Annotated in this window: 11 protein-coding genes; 5 read left to right on the top strand and 6 right to left on the bottom strand. The window is 71.4% G+C overall.

Annotated features, from left to right (window positions below; genetic code table 11):
- Positions 1-43: 43 nt before the first annotated feature.
- The 4 genes from ACFY5A_RS09150 to ACFY5A_RS09135 all read right to left on the bottom strand — a co-directional run bounded on the left by ACFY5A_RS09150 (position 44) and on the right by ACFY5A_RS09135 (position 3583).
- Positions 44-1186 (bottom strand): AMP-binding protein, encoded by a 1143-nt coding sequence (locus ACFY5A_RS09150; protein WP_387233360.1) that lies wholly within the window; start codon positions 1184-1186, stop codon positions 44-46.
- An 82-nt stretch (positions 1187-1268) separates the two neighbouring features.
- The gene (locus tag ACFY5A_RS09145) at positions 1269-2180 is read right to left on the bottom strand and encodes a 1,4-dihydroxy-2-naphthoyl-CoA synthase (RefSeq protein ID WP_105676036.1); all 912 of its coding nucleotides are present in this window, start codon (positions 2178-2180) and stop codon (positions 1269-1271) included.
- A gap of 82 nt (positions 2181-2262) precedes the next feature.
- Positions 2263-3249 carry a permease prefix domain 1-containing protein gene (locus ACFY5A_RS09140; RefSeq protein ID WP_387233357.1) on the bottom strand — a complete coding sequence of 329 codons (987 nt, stop codon included), beginning with the start codon at positions 3247-3249 and terminating at the stop codon, positions 2263-2265.
- Between the two features lies 1 nt (position 3250).
- A complete protein-coding gene (locus ACFY5A_RS09135) occupies positions 3251-3583 on the bottom strand; it encodes a PadR family transcriptional regulator (protein ID WP_105676085.1) in 333 nt (110 codons plus the stop codon).
- 110 nt (positions 3584-3693) lie between these two features.
- Here ACFY5A_RS09135 and ACFY5A_RS09130 point away from each other — a divergent pair, with 110 nt between their 5' ends.
- The 3 genes from ACFY5A_RS09130 (at position 3694) to ACFY5A_RS09120 (ending at position 8232) form a co-directional block, all read left to right on the top strand.
- On the top strand, positions 3694-4707 hold the full coding sequence (locus ACFY5A_RS09130; protein ID WP_387233354.1) for a GNAT family N-acetyltransferase: 1014 nt from the start codon (positions 3694-3696) through the stop codon (positions 4705-4707).
- A gap of 79 nt (positions 4708-4786) precedes the next feature.
- Positions 4787-5335, top strand: coding sequence for a hypothetical protein (locus tag ACFY5A_RS09125; protein ID WP_387233352.1), 549 nt, complete (start codon positions 4787-4789; stop codon positions 5333-5335).
- Entirely contained in the window at positions 5332-8232 is a 2901-nt protein-coding gene (locus ACFY5A_RS09120) for an ATP-binding cassette domain-containing protein (protein ID WP_387233349.1), read from the top strand. Before ACFY5A_RS09125 ends, ACFY5A_RS09120 begins: the two co-directional genes overlap by 4 nt.
- 51 nt (positions 8233-8283) lie before the next feature.
- Here the strand turns inward: ACFY5A_RS09120 and ACFY5A_RS09115 are convergent, their stop codons facing one another.
- Entirely contained in the window at positions 8284-12063 is a 3780-nt protein-coding gene (locus ACFY5A_RS09115; RefSeq protein ID WP_387233346.1) for a homocysteine S-methyltransferase family protein, read from the bottom strand.
- A gap of 62 nt (positions 12064-12125) precedes the next feature.
- Between ACFY5A_RS09115 and ACFY5A_RS09110 the strand changes: the two genes are divergently transcribed.
- Positions 12126-13118, top strand: coding sequence for an o-succinylbenzoate synthase (locus tag ACFY5A_RS09110; protein WP_341940106.1), 993 nt, complete (start codon positions 12126-12128; stop codon positions 13116-13118).
- Positions 13119-13127: 9 nt separating this feature from the next.
- A complete protein-coding gene (locus tag ACFY5A_RS09105; RefSeq protein WP_105676022.1) occupies positions 13128-13442 on the top strand; it encodes a DUF2277 domain-containing protein in 315 nt (104 codons plus the stop codon).
- Positions 13443-13463: 21 nt separating this feature from the next.
- On the opposite strand, the gene ACFY5A_RS09100 is transcribed toward ACFY5A_RS09105, so the two are convergent.
- Positions 13464-14087, bottom strand: coding sequence for a helix-turn-helix domain-containing protein (locus tag ACFY5A_RS09100; protein ID WP_341940107.1), 624 nt, complete (start codon positions 14085-14087; stop codon positions 13464-13466).
- Between the last annotated feature and the right edge of the window lie 20 nt (positions 14088-14107).

The raw sequence follows: 14107 nt of genomic DNA, 5'->3' as shown, positions 1-14107 counted from the left end.
CCAGTCTGGCACCTGCCGGAGACCGCGCCCGCCAGGGCGACGATCAGCGCAGCTCGGAGACGGCCCTGCGGATCGACTCGCGGTCGGGCTTGCCCGAGGTCAGGAGGTCGAGCTCGTCGACGAGGATGAGCCGCGCGGGGCGCGCGTGCCTGCCGAGCTCTTCGGCGACGGCATCCCTCGCGTGGGCGAGCTGCTCGGACTCGCTGCGGCGGAGCGCTTCACCACGGGCGGCGACGATCACGGAGGCCTCACCCCAGCGCTCGTCCGCGACGCCGACGACGACGGCGCCGCTGAGTCCGGGGACGCGCCGGACGATCCGCTCGACCCGGTCGAGGGAGATGTTGATGCCGCCGGACACGATCACGTTGTCCGCACGGCCGTGCACCCGCACGATGCCGTCCTCCACCAGTCCGAGGTCGCCGGTGCGGTACCAGCGGATGCCGTGCTCGTCTCGGGTGAAGGAGCGGGCGGTGAGCTCCTCGTCTCCGAGGTAGCCGTCGGCGAGCATGGGTCCGGCGATGTGCAGCTCTCCGTCGACGGAACGGACGGCGACCGTGTCGAGGGGCTCGCCGTCGTACACGCAGCCCCCGCTCGTCTCGCTCGATCCGTAGGTGCGGACCAGGCGCGCACCGAGCTCTCCCGCACGGTCGCGGAGCGGCTCCGGCAGCGCCTGACCGCCGACCAGGATGGCGCGGTAGGCCTGCAGCGCCGCACGGACGGGGGTGCTGTCCGCGGCATCCAGCAGCGTCGCGAGCTGCGCGGGCACGAGGGAGGTGTAGAGCCTCTCCTCCCCCGTGCGCAGCATGGACAGGGTGGTCTGCGCGAACGTCTCCGCCGAGAACCGGCCCTCGAGCACGGCGGGCTCGGTGCCGGCGACGACGGAGCGGACGAGCACCTGGAGCCCGGCCACATAGGTCGCGGGGAGGGCGAGCAGCCAGCGGCCGCTGCCGATCCGCGACGCGGTGGCCTCGGCGCTGGAGCGGAGCGCCTCCCCGCTCAGGACCACCCGCTTCGGGATGCCGCTCGACCCGGAGGTCGCGATGACCGCGGCCGTGCCGTCTGGCACGCGCTCAGGGGCCCCGTCGAGCATGCCGAATCCCAGAGCGGGTCCGCCGTCGAGTGCCCGGGCCAGCGCCTCACGCAGCGCGACCGGGTCGTCGGCATCCGTGGGCCTGAGCGCGATCATCGGCCACCCCGCCGAGCACGGGGCTTCTCCCCCACGATGCCGGGGTGGAGAGGGTCGAAGATCGTCGAGACCATGGGCGGGATCAGTAGTGGTAGGGGAAGGACGACCAGTCGGGAGCGCGCTTCTCGAGGAAGGAGTCGCGGCCCTCCACGGCCTCGTCCGTGCCGTAGGCGAGACGGGTCGCCTCCCCCGCGAACACCTGCTGGCCGACGAGTCCGTCGTCGACGGCGTTGAAGGCGAACTTCAGCATGCGGATCGCGGTCGGCGACTTCGTGAGCACCGTCCTGGCCATCGCCAGTGCTTCGCGCTCCAGCTCCGCGTGCGGCACGACGCGGTTGACCGCGCCCATCTCGTACGCGCGCTGCGCCGAGTACTCCTCGGCGAGGAAGAACACCTCACGCGCGATCTTCTGGCCCGTCTGCCGCGCCATGTACGCCGAGCCGTATCCCGCGTCGAAGCTGCCGACGTCGGCATCCGTCTGCTTGAAGCGCGCTTCCTCCGCCGATGCCACCGAGAGGTCGCACACGACGTGCAGCGAGTGCCCGCCCCCCGCGGCCCACCCGGGGATGACCGCGATGACGACCTTGGGCATGAAGCGGATGAGCCGCTGCACCTCGAGGATGTGCAGACGCCCGCCTCGTGCGGAGTCGTGCACGGTGGTCTCTGAATCGGAGTACTTGTAGCCGTCGCGTCCGCGGATGCGCTGGTCGCCGCCGGAGCAGAACGCCCAGCCGCCGTCCTTCGGGCTGGGGCCGTTGCCCGTGAGCAGCACGGCTCCGATGCGCGGATCCTGCCGGGCGATGTCGAGGGCGCGGTACAGCTCGTCGACCGTGTGCGGACGGAACGCGTTGCGCACCTCCGGCCGGTTGAACGCGATGCGCGCGACCCCGCCGTCGTGCGTGACGTGCGCCGTGATGTCGGTGTAGTCCTCGGCACCGGGCGCGAGCACCCACTCCTCGGGATCGAACAGGTCGGAGACGAAGGGTGTGGTCACGGCATCCAGCCTATTCCCGTGGCCGCGTGGACATGCGGAAGGCGCTGCTCCCCGGGGAACAGCGCCTTCTGCGTGGATGCCGTCAGCGGCGGCTGCGGCGGACGGTCTTGAGCCATCCGTCGACGATGTCCCATCCGACGCCGATCGCGACGCCGAACCCGACGAGGACGGCGAGGATGCGGAAGACGCCGCCTTCGCCTGCGGCCCCGGCATCGCCGGCCGCGAACCCCTCCCCGCCCGCGGCGACGATGTACGAGAGGAAGTCCGGGTTGACGAGCTGCCCGCCCAGCAGCAGGACGAGCGTCCAGGCGAGGAAGGCCAGCGCCAGGACGGTGTTGACGACGGCCAGCCCGGTGCTCCAGCCGCGGCGGAACACGACGACGGCGAACACGGCCTCGGCCACGATGAGCGCGAACAGGACGCTGATGCCCCACGGCCACAGGGCCGGGTCGAGGATCGGCAGCGCCTCACCGGGGACGAAGCCACGGAAGCGGTCCCAGAGCAGCGCGCCGGCCGCGATGCCGAGGAAGACGAGCGAGGCGATCAGCTCGCTGCGCCCCACCCCGTCGTCGGTGATCTCGGGCAGCTTGTCGAGATCCCACTCGTCGATCGTCGTCGTGCTCCCGGTGCGCTCGAGGATGACGAACACGAGGGTCGTCCAGAAGCAGATGTGCATGATCGCGCCACCGGCCGCGACGAGCGAGGTCGAGATGACCTCGCCCACAGCCGCGCCCGAGATCGTCTGCCCGAGGGCGACGGCGCCGAGCACGCACACCGGGACGATCGCCAGCAGCAGCTTCAGCAGCCGCCACCACGTGAGGTAGAAGCGCGGACCGATCAGGTGCAGCGGACGATCCGCGTACCCGGCGGCGAGGATGCCGGGGTCGCCGAGCTCCGTGAGGACGGCGCGCTCTGCGTCATCCGGCGCCTCGCCCTGCTCGAGACGCGCCTCGATCGCGTCCGCGATGGAGGCTTCGAGCTCCGCCCGCACGTCGTCCTGCGTCTCGGGTCGCAGGCCCTTGACCGTGGCGGCGATGTAGCGCTCGGTGAGAGTGGCTGTCGTGGTCATGTCAGTTCTCCTCTGCGGTGAGGGCGGAGATCGCTGTGGTGAGCGATCGCCATTCGTCGGTGAGGGTGTCGGCGAGCCGGATGCCGGCATCCGAGGTGCGGTAGAACTTGCGGGGCCTGGCCTCTTCGGTGTTCCACTCGCTGGTGAGGTACTCCTGCTTCTCCAGCCTGCGGAGCAGCGGGTACAGCGTGTTCGCGTCGGTCGCGAAGCCGCGCGCCTCCAGCTCTTCGAGCAGTCCGTAGCCGTAGCCGGGCGTGCGCAGCAGCTGCAGGCAGGCCAGGACGACGGTGCCGCGCCGCAGTTCCTGCAGGTGCGTGTCGAGCGTCTCATTCATGTTCATCACATTACTGTGCGTCACACACTATAGTCAAGCGCACATTGATGAGATTCCTTCCCTGCTCCCCACCTGCCGAGGCCGGAGAGGGCGCCGGGTAGCGTGGAGGGATGAGTCTCGAGATCAGCCGGGTCGACCCTTTCGACGATGCGACGGTCGACGAGTGGTGGGACGCGTACGCCGCGGCCGAGCGCGCCGACCGCGCGAAGGGCACCCCGGTATGGACCCGCGAGGAGACCAGGCGAGAGCTGCAGCAGGACTCGTCGGCCGTGGAGCGGCGGACCTACCTGCTGCGCTCGGACGGCGAGTGCATCGGCGCCGCGAGCCTCGCGCTGCCCCTCAAGGACAACACGCACGTGGCGCACCTCGGCCTCGGCGTGCCGCCCCGTCATCGCCGTCGAGGCTACGGCTCGCACGCACTTGCCTTCCTCGAAGGCGAGGCCGTGGCTGCCGGACGCACCACAGCGCAGTCCACGACGAGCTGGCTGTACGAGCTCGGACCCGACGGCGTCGGCTCACCGGGGCGCGAGTTCGCGCGCCGTCACGGCTACTCCCTCGCCCTCGGCGACGTGCAGAACCGGCTGGACCTGCCCGTCGACCCCGCGCTGCTCGACCGACTGCAGGCCGGAGTCCCCGACGAGGGCTACACGCTGCGGAGCTGGATCGGCCCTGTGCCCGACGACGTGGTCGAGGGCTGGGCGTCGCTGGACGCGTCGATCGAGACCGAGGCCCCCAGCGGCGAGCTCGACATCGAGCCCGCGACGCCGGACATCGCCGGCATCCGCGAGACCGAGGACCTGCTCGTGCTGCAGCACCGCATCTCCTTCGGCACCGTCGCGCTGGCCTCGGACGGCGCTGTCGCCGCCTACACGCAGATCGTGGTCTCGGGCGACGACGGCAACGCCTACCAGTGGGGCACGCTCGTGCGCCGTGAGGATCGAGGGCACCGGCTGGGAACGGCCGTCAAGGTCGCGAACCTCAGGATGCTGCAGCACGAGTCACCGGGGACCCCCTGCGTGTACACGTACAACGCGGAGTCCAATGCGCACATGCTCGCCGTGAACACCCTGCTCGGCTTCCGCCCTCGGGAGCGGATGGGCGAGCTGCAGAAGCGCCTGAGCTGAGAGCTCCGCGCGACGGGGCGCGCGGCCGAATGTGACACGACGGACGGGCGAGATGTCCCCGATTCCGTAGGGTGTAACGGTGACCCCGAAGACCCGCCACCTCGCCCTGTCCCTCGTCGCGGCATCCGCCCTGACACTCGCGTTGACCGCCTGCACGCCGCCGGCGCCCTCCTCCGAACCCACGTCGTCTCCGTCGTCCTCGTCGACCGCGTCTGCTGAGTCGTGCGCCGGGGTGACCGTGGTCGTCGACACGGGCGACCTCGACGTCTCCGACGATCCCTCCTCCTCGGTCTGCGTCGACACGGACGGGACGATCCTGGGGACGGATGCCGTGTCCGAAGCCGGGTTCACCACCGTGGGCACCACGACGTACCCCGACGACGTGATCTGCCGTGTGAACGGCGTGCCCGCCGAAGACACCGAGCTGACCGGCGACGACGGCGCCGCCTACCACGAGACCTGCGCCGACATGCCTCCGGCCGCCGCCTACTGGGGCCTGTGGGTCAAGCCCGCCGGCGGCGCGTGGGACTACGCGCAGACCGGTCTCTCCGCCCTCGAGCTCAACCCCGGCGACAGCGTCGAGCTGCTCTTCACGCTGAACGGCGCTCCCGCCGCACCCGCGTCGTGAGCGATGCGGGCCGGCTCAGACTGAGACCCGGCCCGCTGCGCGCGGCGGCGGGGCTGGCGGCGGTGTTCGTCGTCGCCCGCATCCTCTACCGCGTGCTCTTCAACGGAGCCGCCGGCAGCGGCCCCGTACTGCTCCCTCTGCCCGCGATCCGCCTCCCCGCGCCGTTCAGCTGGGTGACGCTCCTCGGCCCCGTGACGGTCGACGGACTCGCGGATGCCGCGCTGTCCGCACTGCCGATCGCCGCCGTCATCCTGCTGTTCGGGCTGCTGAACGCGATCTTCGACGTGTCCAGGGCGTTCGGGCTGCTCGCGAGGCGCGGTCCGCTGCGCGGCATCGCCCGCGCTCTCGCCGTCGCCTGGTCCACGCTCCCCGGGCTCGGTCAGGCCGTGCGGACGGTGCACACCGCCCAGCGGCTGCGCGGCGAGAAGCCGGGACCGCGGATGCTGGTGCCGGTGCTCGAACGCACTCTGGAGCGCGCCGCCGCCGTCGCGAACGGGCTGGAGCTGCGCGGCTTCGGCGGCGATCCCGTCGACGGGGAGTGCACGAGCCCGGTCCGCCTGCGGGACGCGGCGTTCGGGTTCGGCGACGACGCGGTGCTGACCGTGCCCGAGCTCACCCTCGGCACCGGAGCGCTCACCGTCGTCACCGGAACGACCGGCTCGGGCAAGTCGACGCTGCTGCGCGGGCTCGCCGGCCTCGTGGACCACGTCGACGGGGGCTGGTCGACGGGCGTCGTCGAGGTCGCAGGCCGCGACCGACGGCGGATGCCGCCGCGCGACTCCTCGCGGCTGGTCGGCGTGGTGCTGCAGAACCCCCGTGAGGCGTTCTGCAGCGAGCTCGTCCGCGACGAGATCGGCCTGTCGCTGCAGCTGCGCGGCGTCGCCGCCGTGATCGTGAGGGCCCGCGTCGATGAGGTGCTGGAGCGCCTGGACATCGCCGGCCTGAGGGACCGCTCCGTGCACACGCTCTCCGCGGGGGAGGCGACGATGGTCGCGATCGCCGCCGCGGTGGTCGAGCGGCCGATCCTGCTGCTCGTGGATGAGCCGCTCGCCGATCTGGACGCAGAGGCGCGCGTGCGCGTCGTAGACGCTCTGGACGCCGTGGCGCACGAGGGCGGAACCTGCGTGCTCGTCGCCGAGCACAGGGCAGCCGCGTTCGACGGCGTCGCCGACGAGTGGCGGTCGATCGAGCAGGGCACGGTGTCGACGGGGTCGACCGAGCGCACCACGACGCCGAACGTCATCCTTCCGGAACCTGCACCGCACCGCACCGCACCGCACCCTCTCCCTCCGGCGGCGTCTCCGTCGCCTGTCCTCGCGGCGTCGCACGTCCGCATCGCCCACGGCGACGTCCTCGCGGTGCACGACGCCTCCCTCGCTCTCGGGAACGGCGAGATCGCCGCGCTGATCGGACCGAACGGCGCGGGCAAATCGTCGCTGCTCACGGCCCTCGCCCTGCCGCCGCGCGGCCTGGAGGTCGTCGGCGCCCCCGTGCTCGTCCCCGACGCCTCCGACGATCTGTTCACACGCGACACCGTCGCCGCCGAGTGCGCGCGGGCCGACCACTCGGCGCCGCGGCGCGGCATCCACTCCCCCACGTCCACGGCTGACCGATTCGCGGCATTCCTCAGCCTCGACGCCGCAGGTCTCGCAGAGCGGATGCCGCGGCATCCCCGCGATCTCTCCCTCGGCGAGCGCAGGTGCCTGGCGATCGCCCTGCAGCTCGCGCGCTCCCCCGAGGCGCTGATGATCGACGAGCCCACGCGCGGACTCGACTCCCGTGCCCGCGAGCAGGTGCGCTCCGCGTTGGAGCAGGCGGCGGATGCCGGTGCCGCCGTGCTCATGGCGACGCACGACGCCGATTTCGCGGCGGCACTCGGTGCGCGGGTGCTCCCGATGCGGGAGGGCATCGTCCCGGCATCCGTCGCAGCGCCGTCTCGGCCCTGCCTCGTCGAGCGGGAGGGCACGAGCCGTGCATCGCGGATCGACGCGGCGCTGCGCACGGATTCGCGAGCGGCGGATGCCGTGGACGGCTCCCCCGCTCCGGCTCGCTCACCCCGCGTGACCGGTGGGCGCGTGGCGGGGTCTGCCACTCCTCGTCCCGCCGCGCGCTGGACACCGCTCACGCTTCTCGCCGCGAACCTCGTGGCCCTGGCATCCTTCACCTGGCCTTTCGTCGCCGCGGCGGTGCCCGCGCAGGCCGACGCGGCGGTCCCGTGGGTCGCTCTCGCGCTGGCGCCGATCGCCGTGGTCGTCGCCGTCGCGGCCCTCGACCAGACCGTGCGATCAGCGCACGTGCTCGCGTACCTCGGCGTGCTCGCGGCGATCGGCACGGCCCTGCGCATCGCGAGCACCGGTGTGGGCGGCGTCGAGGCCGTGTTCATCCTGCTCGTGCTCGCCGGTCGCGCGTTCGGCCCCCGGTTCGGCATGCTGCTCGGGGTGTCCACCATCTTGCTGTCGTCGACCGTGTTCGGCGGGTTCGGCCCGTGGACGCCCTTCCAGATGTTCGCGTGCGCCTGGGTGGGAGCGGGAGCAGGGCTCCTCCCCCGCAGAGTCCGGGGCTGGGGCGAGATCGTGATGCTGTGCGTGTACGGAGCCCTCGCCTCCTACCTGTTCGGCCTGCTGCTGAACCTGTGGTTCTGGCCCTTCGCGATCGGATCGGGCACGGCCATCTCCTACGCGCCGGGTGCGCCGATCGGGCAGAACCTCGGCAGCTTCCTGCTGTACTCGCTCGTCACCTCGAGCGCGGGCTGGGACACCCTGCGCGCGATCACGACGATCGTGGGCGTCGCGCTGATCGGCCGCCCCGTGCTCGCCGCCCTCCGCCGCGCGAAGCCCGTGGCGGCCCGCCGTACCCGGTCGACGCCCCACCTGGCCGTCGACGCCCCGCTTCGCTGACGTCTGCCAGCGGGCGTCGAGACTCAGACGGGCATCAGTGATACAGCCTGCTCAGACCGAGAAGTACTTCGCCTCGGGGTGGTGGAACACGAACGCATCAGTCGACTGCTCCGGATGCAGCTGCAGCTCGTCGCTGAGCTCGACGCCCATGCGCTCGGGGCGCAGCAGCTCGACGACCTTGCGGCGGTCCTCCATGTCGGGGCACGCGGGGTAGCCCAGCGAGAAGCGGGCGCCACGGTACTCGAGCTTGAACAGACCGGCCGTGTCGGTGGGGTCTTCGGCCGAGAAGCCGAGTTCGGAGCGGATGCGCGCGTGCCAGAACTCGGCGAGCGCCTCCGTGAGCTGCATCACGAGGCCGTTGAGCTCGTAGTAGTCGCGGTACCGGTCCTCGGCGAACAGCTTCGCGGTGACCTTGTCGATCGCGGCGCCGGCGGTGACGAGCTGCACGGGGAGCACATCGACCTGCCCCGACTCGCGCGAGCGCACGAAGTCGGCGAGGTCCAGGTGTCGATCGCGACGCTGCCGCGGGAACGTGAACCGCAGCCGATCCGTCCCGACGGGTCCGCCGGAACCTCCGTCGGGTGCGAGCAGTCCGGGCACGCCCAGGGTGCCGGTCGGGTCGTCGCCGTGGTGCAGCACCACGACGTCATCCCCCTCCGACACCACAGGGAAGTAGCCGTAGGCGACGGAGGCGTCGAGCATCCCCTCGCCGAGGATCCGGTCGAGCCAGTACCGCAGGCGCGGGCGCCCCTCGGACTCGACGAGCTGCTCGTAGGACGCCCCGTCTTCGCCGCGGCCGGGCTTGAGACCCCACTGCCCCATGAAGGTGGCGCGCTCGTCGAGAAAGGCAGCGTAGTCGGCGAGCGCGATGCCGCGCACGATGCGGGTGCCCCAGAACGGCGGCGCAGGGACCTCGTTGTCGGATGCCACGTCGGAGCGGCCGGGCATCGCCTCGGGCTCCGTCAGCGTGAGCTGGGCGCCGCGCGCATGGATGCGCTTCTTGAGCGCCGGCAGTCCGACTTCGGAGGGGTCCTCGCCGCGCGCGACCCGCACGAGCGGCTCCATGAGCGCGAGCCCTTCGAACGCGTCCTTGGCGTAGCGCACCTCGCCGTCGAACATGCCCGCCAGATCGTCCTCGACGTACGCGCGAGTGAGGGCGGCGCCGCCGAGGATGACCGGCCACTTCTTCGCGAGCCCGCGGGACTGCAGCTCCAGCAGGTTCTCCTTCATCACGACCGTCGACTTCACGAGCAGGCCCGACATGCCGATCACGTCGGCGTCGTGCTCCTCGGCCGCCGCGATGATGTCAGCGATCGGCTGCTTGATGCCGAGGTTGATCACCCTGTAGCCGTTGTTCGTGAGGATGATGTCGACGAGGTTCTTGCCGATGTCGTGCACATCTCCGCGCACGGTCGCGATCACCATGGTGCCCTTGCCCGAGGCATCCGACTTCTCCATGTGCGGTTCGAGCAGCGCGACCGCGGTCTTCATGACCTCGGCCGACTGCAGCACGAACGGCAGCTGCATCTCACCCGCGCCGAACCGCTCACCCACGATCTTCATGCCCTCGAGCAGGTGGTCGTTGATGATGCCGAGCGCGGTCTTGCCCTCGGCGCGTGCGAGGTCGAGGTCGGCTTCGAGCCCCTTGCCCTCGCCGTCGATGATGCGCCGCTCCAGCCGCTCGCCGACGGGGAGTGCCGCGAGCTCGGCGGCGCGCTGATCGCGCAGGGCCGCGGTGTCGACTCCGGCGAACAGGTCGAGCATGGTCGACAGCGGGTCGTAGGTGACGTTCCCGTCGGCGTCGTACTCTCGGCGGTCCCACACCAGGTCGAGCGCGACCTTGCGCTGCTCCTCGGGCAGGGAGGCCAGCGGCACGATCTTGGCGGCGTCGATGATGCCGCTCGACAGCCCGGCCTCCGACGCCTCGTGCAGGAACACCGAGTTCAGCACCATCCGCGCGGCGGGGTTGAGCCCGAACGACACGTTCGAGACACCGAGGGTGGTGTGGATGCCAGGGTACTTCTGCGTGATCTGCCGGATGGCCTCGATCGTCTCGATGCCGTCGCGCCGGGTCTCCTCCTGGCCGGTGGCGATCGGGAACGTCAGCGCATCGACGATGATGTCCTCCACGCGCATGCCCCACTCCCCGACCAGCGAGTCGATCAGGCGCGAGGCGATCGCGACCTTGCCCTCGGTCGTGCGTGCCTGTCCCTGTTCGTCGATCGTGAGCGCGACGACCGCGGTGCCGTGCTCCTTCACGAGCGGCATGATGCGGCCGAACCGGCTGTCGGCGCCGTCGCCGTCTTCGTAGTTCACGGAGTTGACGACAGGGCGCCCTCCGATGAGCTCCAGTCCCGCCTGGATCACGGGCGGCTCGGTCGAGTCGATCACGAGCGGCAGCGTCGACTGCGAGGCGAAGCGCGAGACGACCTCGCGGATGTCGGCGACGCCGTCACGCCCCACGTAGTCCACGCACACGTCGAGCAGGTGCGCGCCGACGCGGATCTGGTTGCGGGCGATCTCGACGCAGTCGTCCCAGCGCTCCTCCAGCATCGCCTCGCGGAACGCCTTCGAGCCGTTCGCGTTCGTCCGCTCGCCGATCGCGAGGTACGAGGCGTCCTGATCGAACGACACGTGCTGGTAGAGCGACGCGACGCCCGACTCGACCTCCACCACGCGCTCGCGCCCCCTCCGGTCGAGCGCCGCCCCGCCGAGCGCCGCCCGGTCGTTGAGCGAGGGAGCGCCAGCGACCGAGACGAAACGCCCCACGCCGTCCGCATCCTCGCCGCGTTTCGTCTCGTCGCTACGCTCCTCGCTCAACGACCGAGAATCGCTCAACGACCCGGGGGGACGGTACGGCTCCAGCCGCTCGACCACGGCGGCGAGGTGCTCGGGGGTGGTGCCGCAGCATCCGCCCACCAGCCCCAGACCGAACTCGCGCACGAACTGCTCGTGCGCGGTCGCCAGCTCCGCGGGGGTCAGCGGGTAGTGCGCGCCGTTCGCGCCGAGCACGGGCAGCCCCGCGTTGGGCATGCACGCGATCGGCACCGTGGAGTGCTTCGACAGGTGACGAAGGTGCTCGCTCATCTCGGCGGGACCGGTGGCGCAGTTCAGGCCGATCGCGTCGACCCCGAGCGGTTCCAGCGCCGTCAGCGCGGCGCCGATCTCCGACCCCATCAGCATGGTGCCGGTGGTCTCGACGGTCACCTCGACGAAGATCGGCAGACGGATGCCGCGCGCCACGATCGCCTGTCGGCATCCGTTCACCGCGGCCTTCGTCTGCAGCAGGTCCTGGCTGGTCTCGATGAGGAACGCGTCGGCGCCTCCGTCGATCAGGCCCTCGGCCTGCAGCGCGAAGGTCTGCTTGAGATGGTCGTACGTGGTGTGGCCGAGGGTCGGCAGCTTGGTGCCGGGTCCCATCGACCCCAGCACCCAGCGCACGCGGCCGTCCACGGCCTCGGCAGCCTCCGCGCGCTCGCGGGCGATGCGCGCGCCGCGCTCGGCGAGCTCGTGGATGCGGTCGTCGATGCCGTAGTCCGACAGGTTCGACCAGTTCGCCCCGAACGTGTTGGTCTCGACCGCGTCGATGCCCGTCGCGAAGTACGCGTCGTGGATGCCGCCGATCACGTCGGGGCGGGTGACGTTGAGGATCTCGTTGCACCCCTCGAGCCCCTCGAAGTCGGCCTCGATCGACAGATCGTGCTGCTGCAGCATGGTGCCCATCGCGCCGTCGGCGATGACCACGCGCGAGTGCACGGCATCCAGCAGCGCCTGCGAGCGGGCCGGGCGGTCGAAGGCCTCGATGTCGAGGGCGTGACGGGGGTGCGACATGCTCCCAGCCTAGGGGCGAGTTCCCGCCGTGTTTCGGCCCGCGACGGAGCAAGATGGACCCTATGACGCTCCCGCCGCTCGCAGACCTGATCGACTCGGCACGGGTCGTCTCCCTCCCGATGCACACGCGCTTCCGCGGCGTCGACACGAGAGAGGCCCTGCTCTTCGAGGGCCCCGAGGGCTGGGCGGAGTTCTCCCCCTTCGTGGAGTACGCGGATGCCGAGGCCTCGACCTGGCTCGCCGCGGCGATCGACTTCGCCTGGAACGCCCAGCCGGAGCCGCTGCGCGACCGCATCCCGGTCAACGCGACCGTCCCCGCGGTCGACGCGTCGAAGGTGGCCGAGGTGCTCGCCCGGTTCCCCGGATGCCGCACCGCCAAGGTCAAGGTCGCCGAGCCCGGTCAGACGCTCGCCGACGACGTGGCCCGCGTGCGCGCCGTGCGCGAGGTCATGGGTCCGGAGGGCCGCATCCGCGTCGATGCGAACGGCCTGTGGAACGTCGACGAGGCCGAGCACGCCGTGCACGCTCTCAACGAGTTCGACCTGGAGTACGTCGAGCAGCCGTGCGCGACGGTCGACGAGCTCGCCGAGCTGCGCCGACGGGTGAAGTACATGGGCATCCCGGTCGCCGCCGACGAGAGCGTCCGCAAGTCGACCGACCCGCTCGCCGTCGCCCGCGCGAAGGCGGCCGACCTCCTCGTCGTGAAGGCGCAGCCGCTCGGCGGCGTCACGCACGCGCTCCAGATCGTGACCGCCGCCGGACTCCCCGTCGTCGTGTCGAGCGCCCTCGACACCGCGATCGGGCTCTCCCAGGGCGCCGCCCTCGCCGCCGCGCTGCCGCGGCTCGACTTCGACTGCGGTCTCGGCACGGCGTCGCTGTTCCTCGACGACGTCGCCGACCTCCGTCCGGTCGACGGCTCGATCCCGGTGGGCAGGGCGACCCCGGATGCCGCGGCGCTCACGCGGCTCGCGGCCTCCGACGAGCGCCGCGACTGGTGGCTGGCCCGCCTCGGCCGCTGCCACGAGGTGCTTGGCGGCGTCGGAGATGCGTCCTAGCCTGGCTGCATGTGCCGCAACATCGTCCCTCTGAACAACCTCGAACCGGCCGCCACCGACGAGGAGTGCCACGACGCCGCGCTCCAGTTCGTGCGCAAGATCGCGGGCACGACGAAGCCCTCGCGAGCGAATCAGGAGGTGTTCGACCGCGCCGTCGCCGAGATCGCGGAGTCGACGCGTCGTCTGCTCGACGAGCTCGTCACCCCGGCGCCGCCGAAGAACCGTGCGGAGGAGGCGGCGAAGCGCCAGGCCCGCTCCGCCGAGCGCTACGAGGCGATCCGCGTGTTCCAGCAGGAGAAGCGGGCAGCGCGCGCCGCATCCTGAGTCCGGACGCGCGCCGCGACCTCACTCCTCGATGAGCAGCTGCACCAGGCGCCCGAGCTCGACGCCGCCGGAGCGGCGCAGCTGCGCGGCATCCTGCCCGTCCATCGCGCCGCGGACGGTCATTCCCTCCCACACGATCATGAGCATGCGCGCGGCGGCCTCGGCGGGCACGCGCAGCCGCAGGAGACCGGCGGCGACGATGTCGGTGATGATCTGCGCGATGCTGGCGACCATCTCACGCTCCTGGGCGAGATAGGCGGCGCCGAAGGCCTCGTCCCGAAGGGCTCTGATGCGGATCTCGCTCAGGAGCATCACGCCGAGACGGTCGTCGCCACCCGAGTCCATGACGTCTTGCACGAGGTCGACGGGATCGCACCCCTCGGCGAGCGCGCCATCGGCCGTCATCTCCTCCACGCGGGCGCGGACCGCCTTCATGCGCACCTCGCCGACGCTGGCGGCGAGCGTGAGGAAGAGCTCGTCCTTGGACTCGAAGTTGGAGTAGAAGGCTCCGCGGGTGAAGCCTGCGCGCTCGCACACCGCCTCGACCGATGCGCCGTCGAGACCCACCTCGGCGAACACCTGGGCTGCGGCGTCGAGCAGCCTGGCTCGCGTGTTCTCGCGACTGCGTGTCGTGGATGTCGTCATCGAATCCTCCTGCCCCCTCA

The sequence above is a fragment of the Microbacterium sp. NPDC012755 genome (genome assembly GCF_042901325.1).
In the GTDB taxonomy this organism is placed as follows: domain Bacteria; phylum Actinomycetota; class Actinomycetes; order Actinomycetales; family Microbacteriaceae; genus Microbacterium; species Microbacterium natoriense.
This window is presented reverse-complemented; position numbering and strand designations above follow the sequence as displayed.

Bases quoted from the DNA above. Each gene is read 5' to 3' on its own strand.
- ACFY5A_RS09150 (WP_387233360.1), bottom strand. From the start codon at position 1,186: ATGATCGCGCTCAGGCCCACGGATGCCGACGACCCGGTCGCGCTGCGT.
- ACFY5A_RS09140 (WP_387233357.1), bottom strand. From the start codon at position 3,249: ATGACCACGACAGCCACTCTCACCGAGCGCTACATCGCCGCCACGGTC.
- ACFY5A_RS09135 (WP_105676085.1), bottom strand. From the start codon at position 3,583: ATGAATGAGACGCTCGACACGCACCTGCAGGAACTGCGGCGCGGCACC.
- ACFY5A_RS09130 (WP_387233354.1), top strand. From the start codon at position 3,694: ATGAGTCTCGAGATCAGCCGGGTCGACCCTTTCGACGATGCGACGGTC.
- ACFY5A_RS09115 (WP_387233346.1), bottom strand. From the start codon at position 12,063: ATGTCGCACCCCCGTCACGCCCTCGACATCGAGGCCTTCGACCGCCCG.
- ACFY5A_RS09110 (WP_341940106.1), top strand. From the start codon at position 12,126: ATGACGCTCCCGCCGCTCGCAGACCTGATCGACTCGGCACGGGTCGTC.
- ACFY5A_RS09105 (WP_105676022.1), top strand. From the start codon at position 13,128: ATGTGCCGCAACATCGTCCCTCTGAACAACCTCGAACCGGCCGCCACC.
- ACFY5A_RS09100 (WP_341940107.1), bottom strand. From the start codon at position 14,087: ATGACGACATCCACGACACGCAGTCGCGAGAACACGCGAGCCAGGCTG.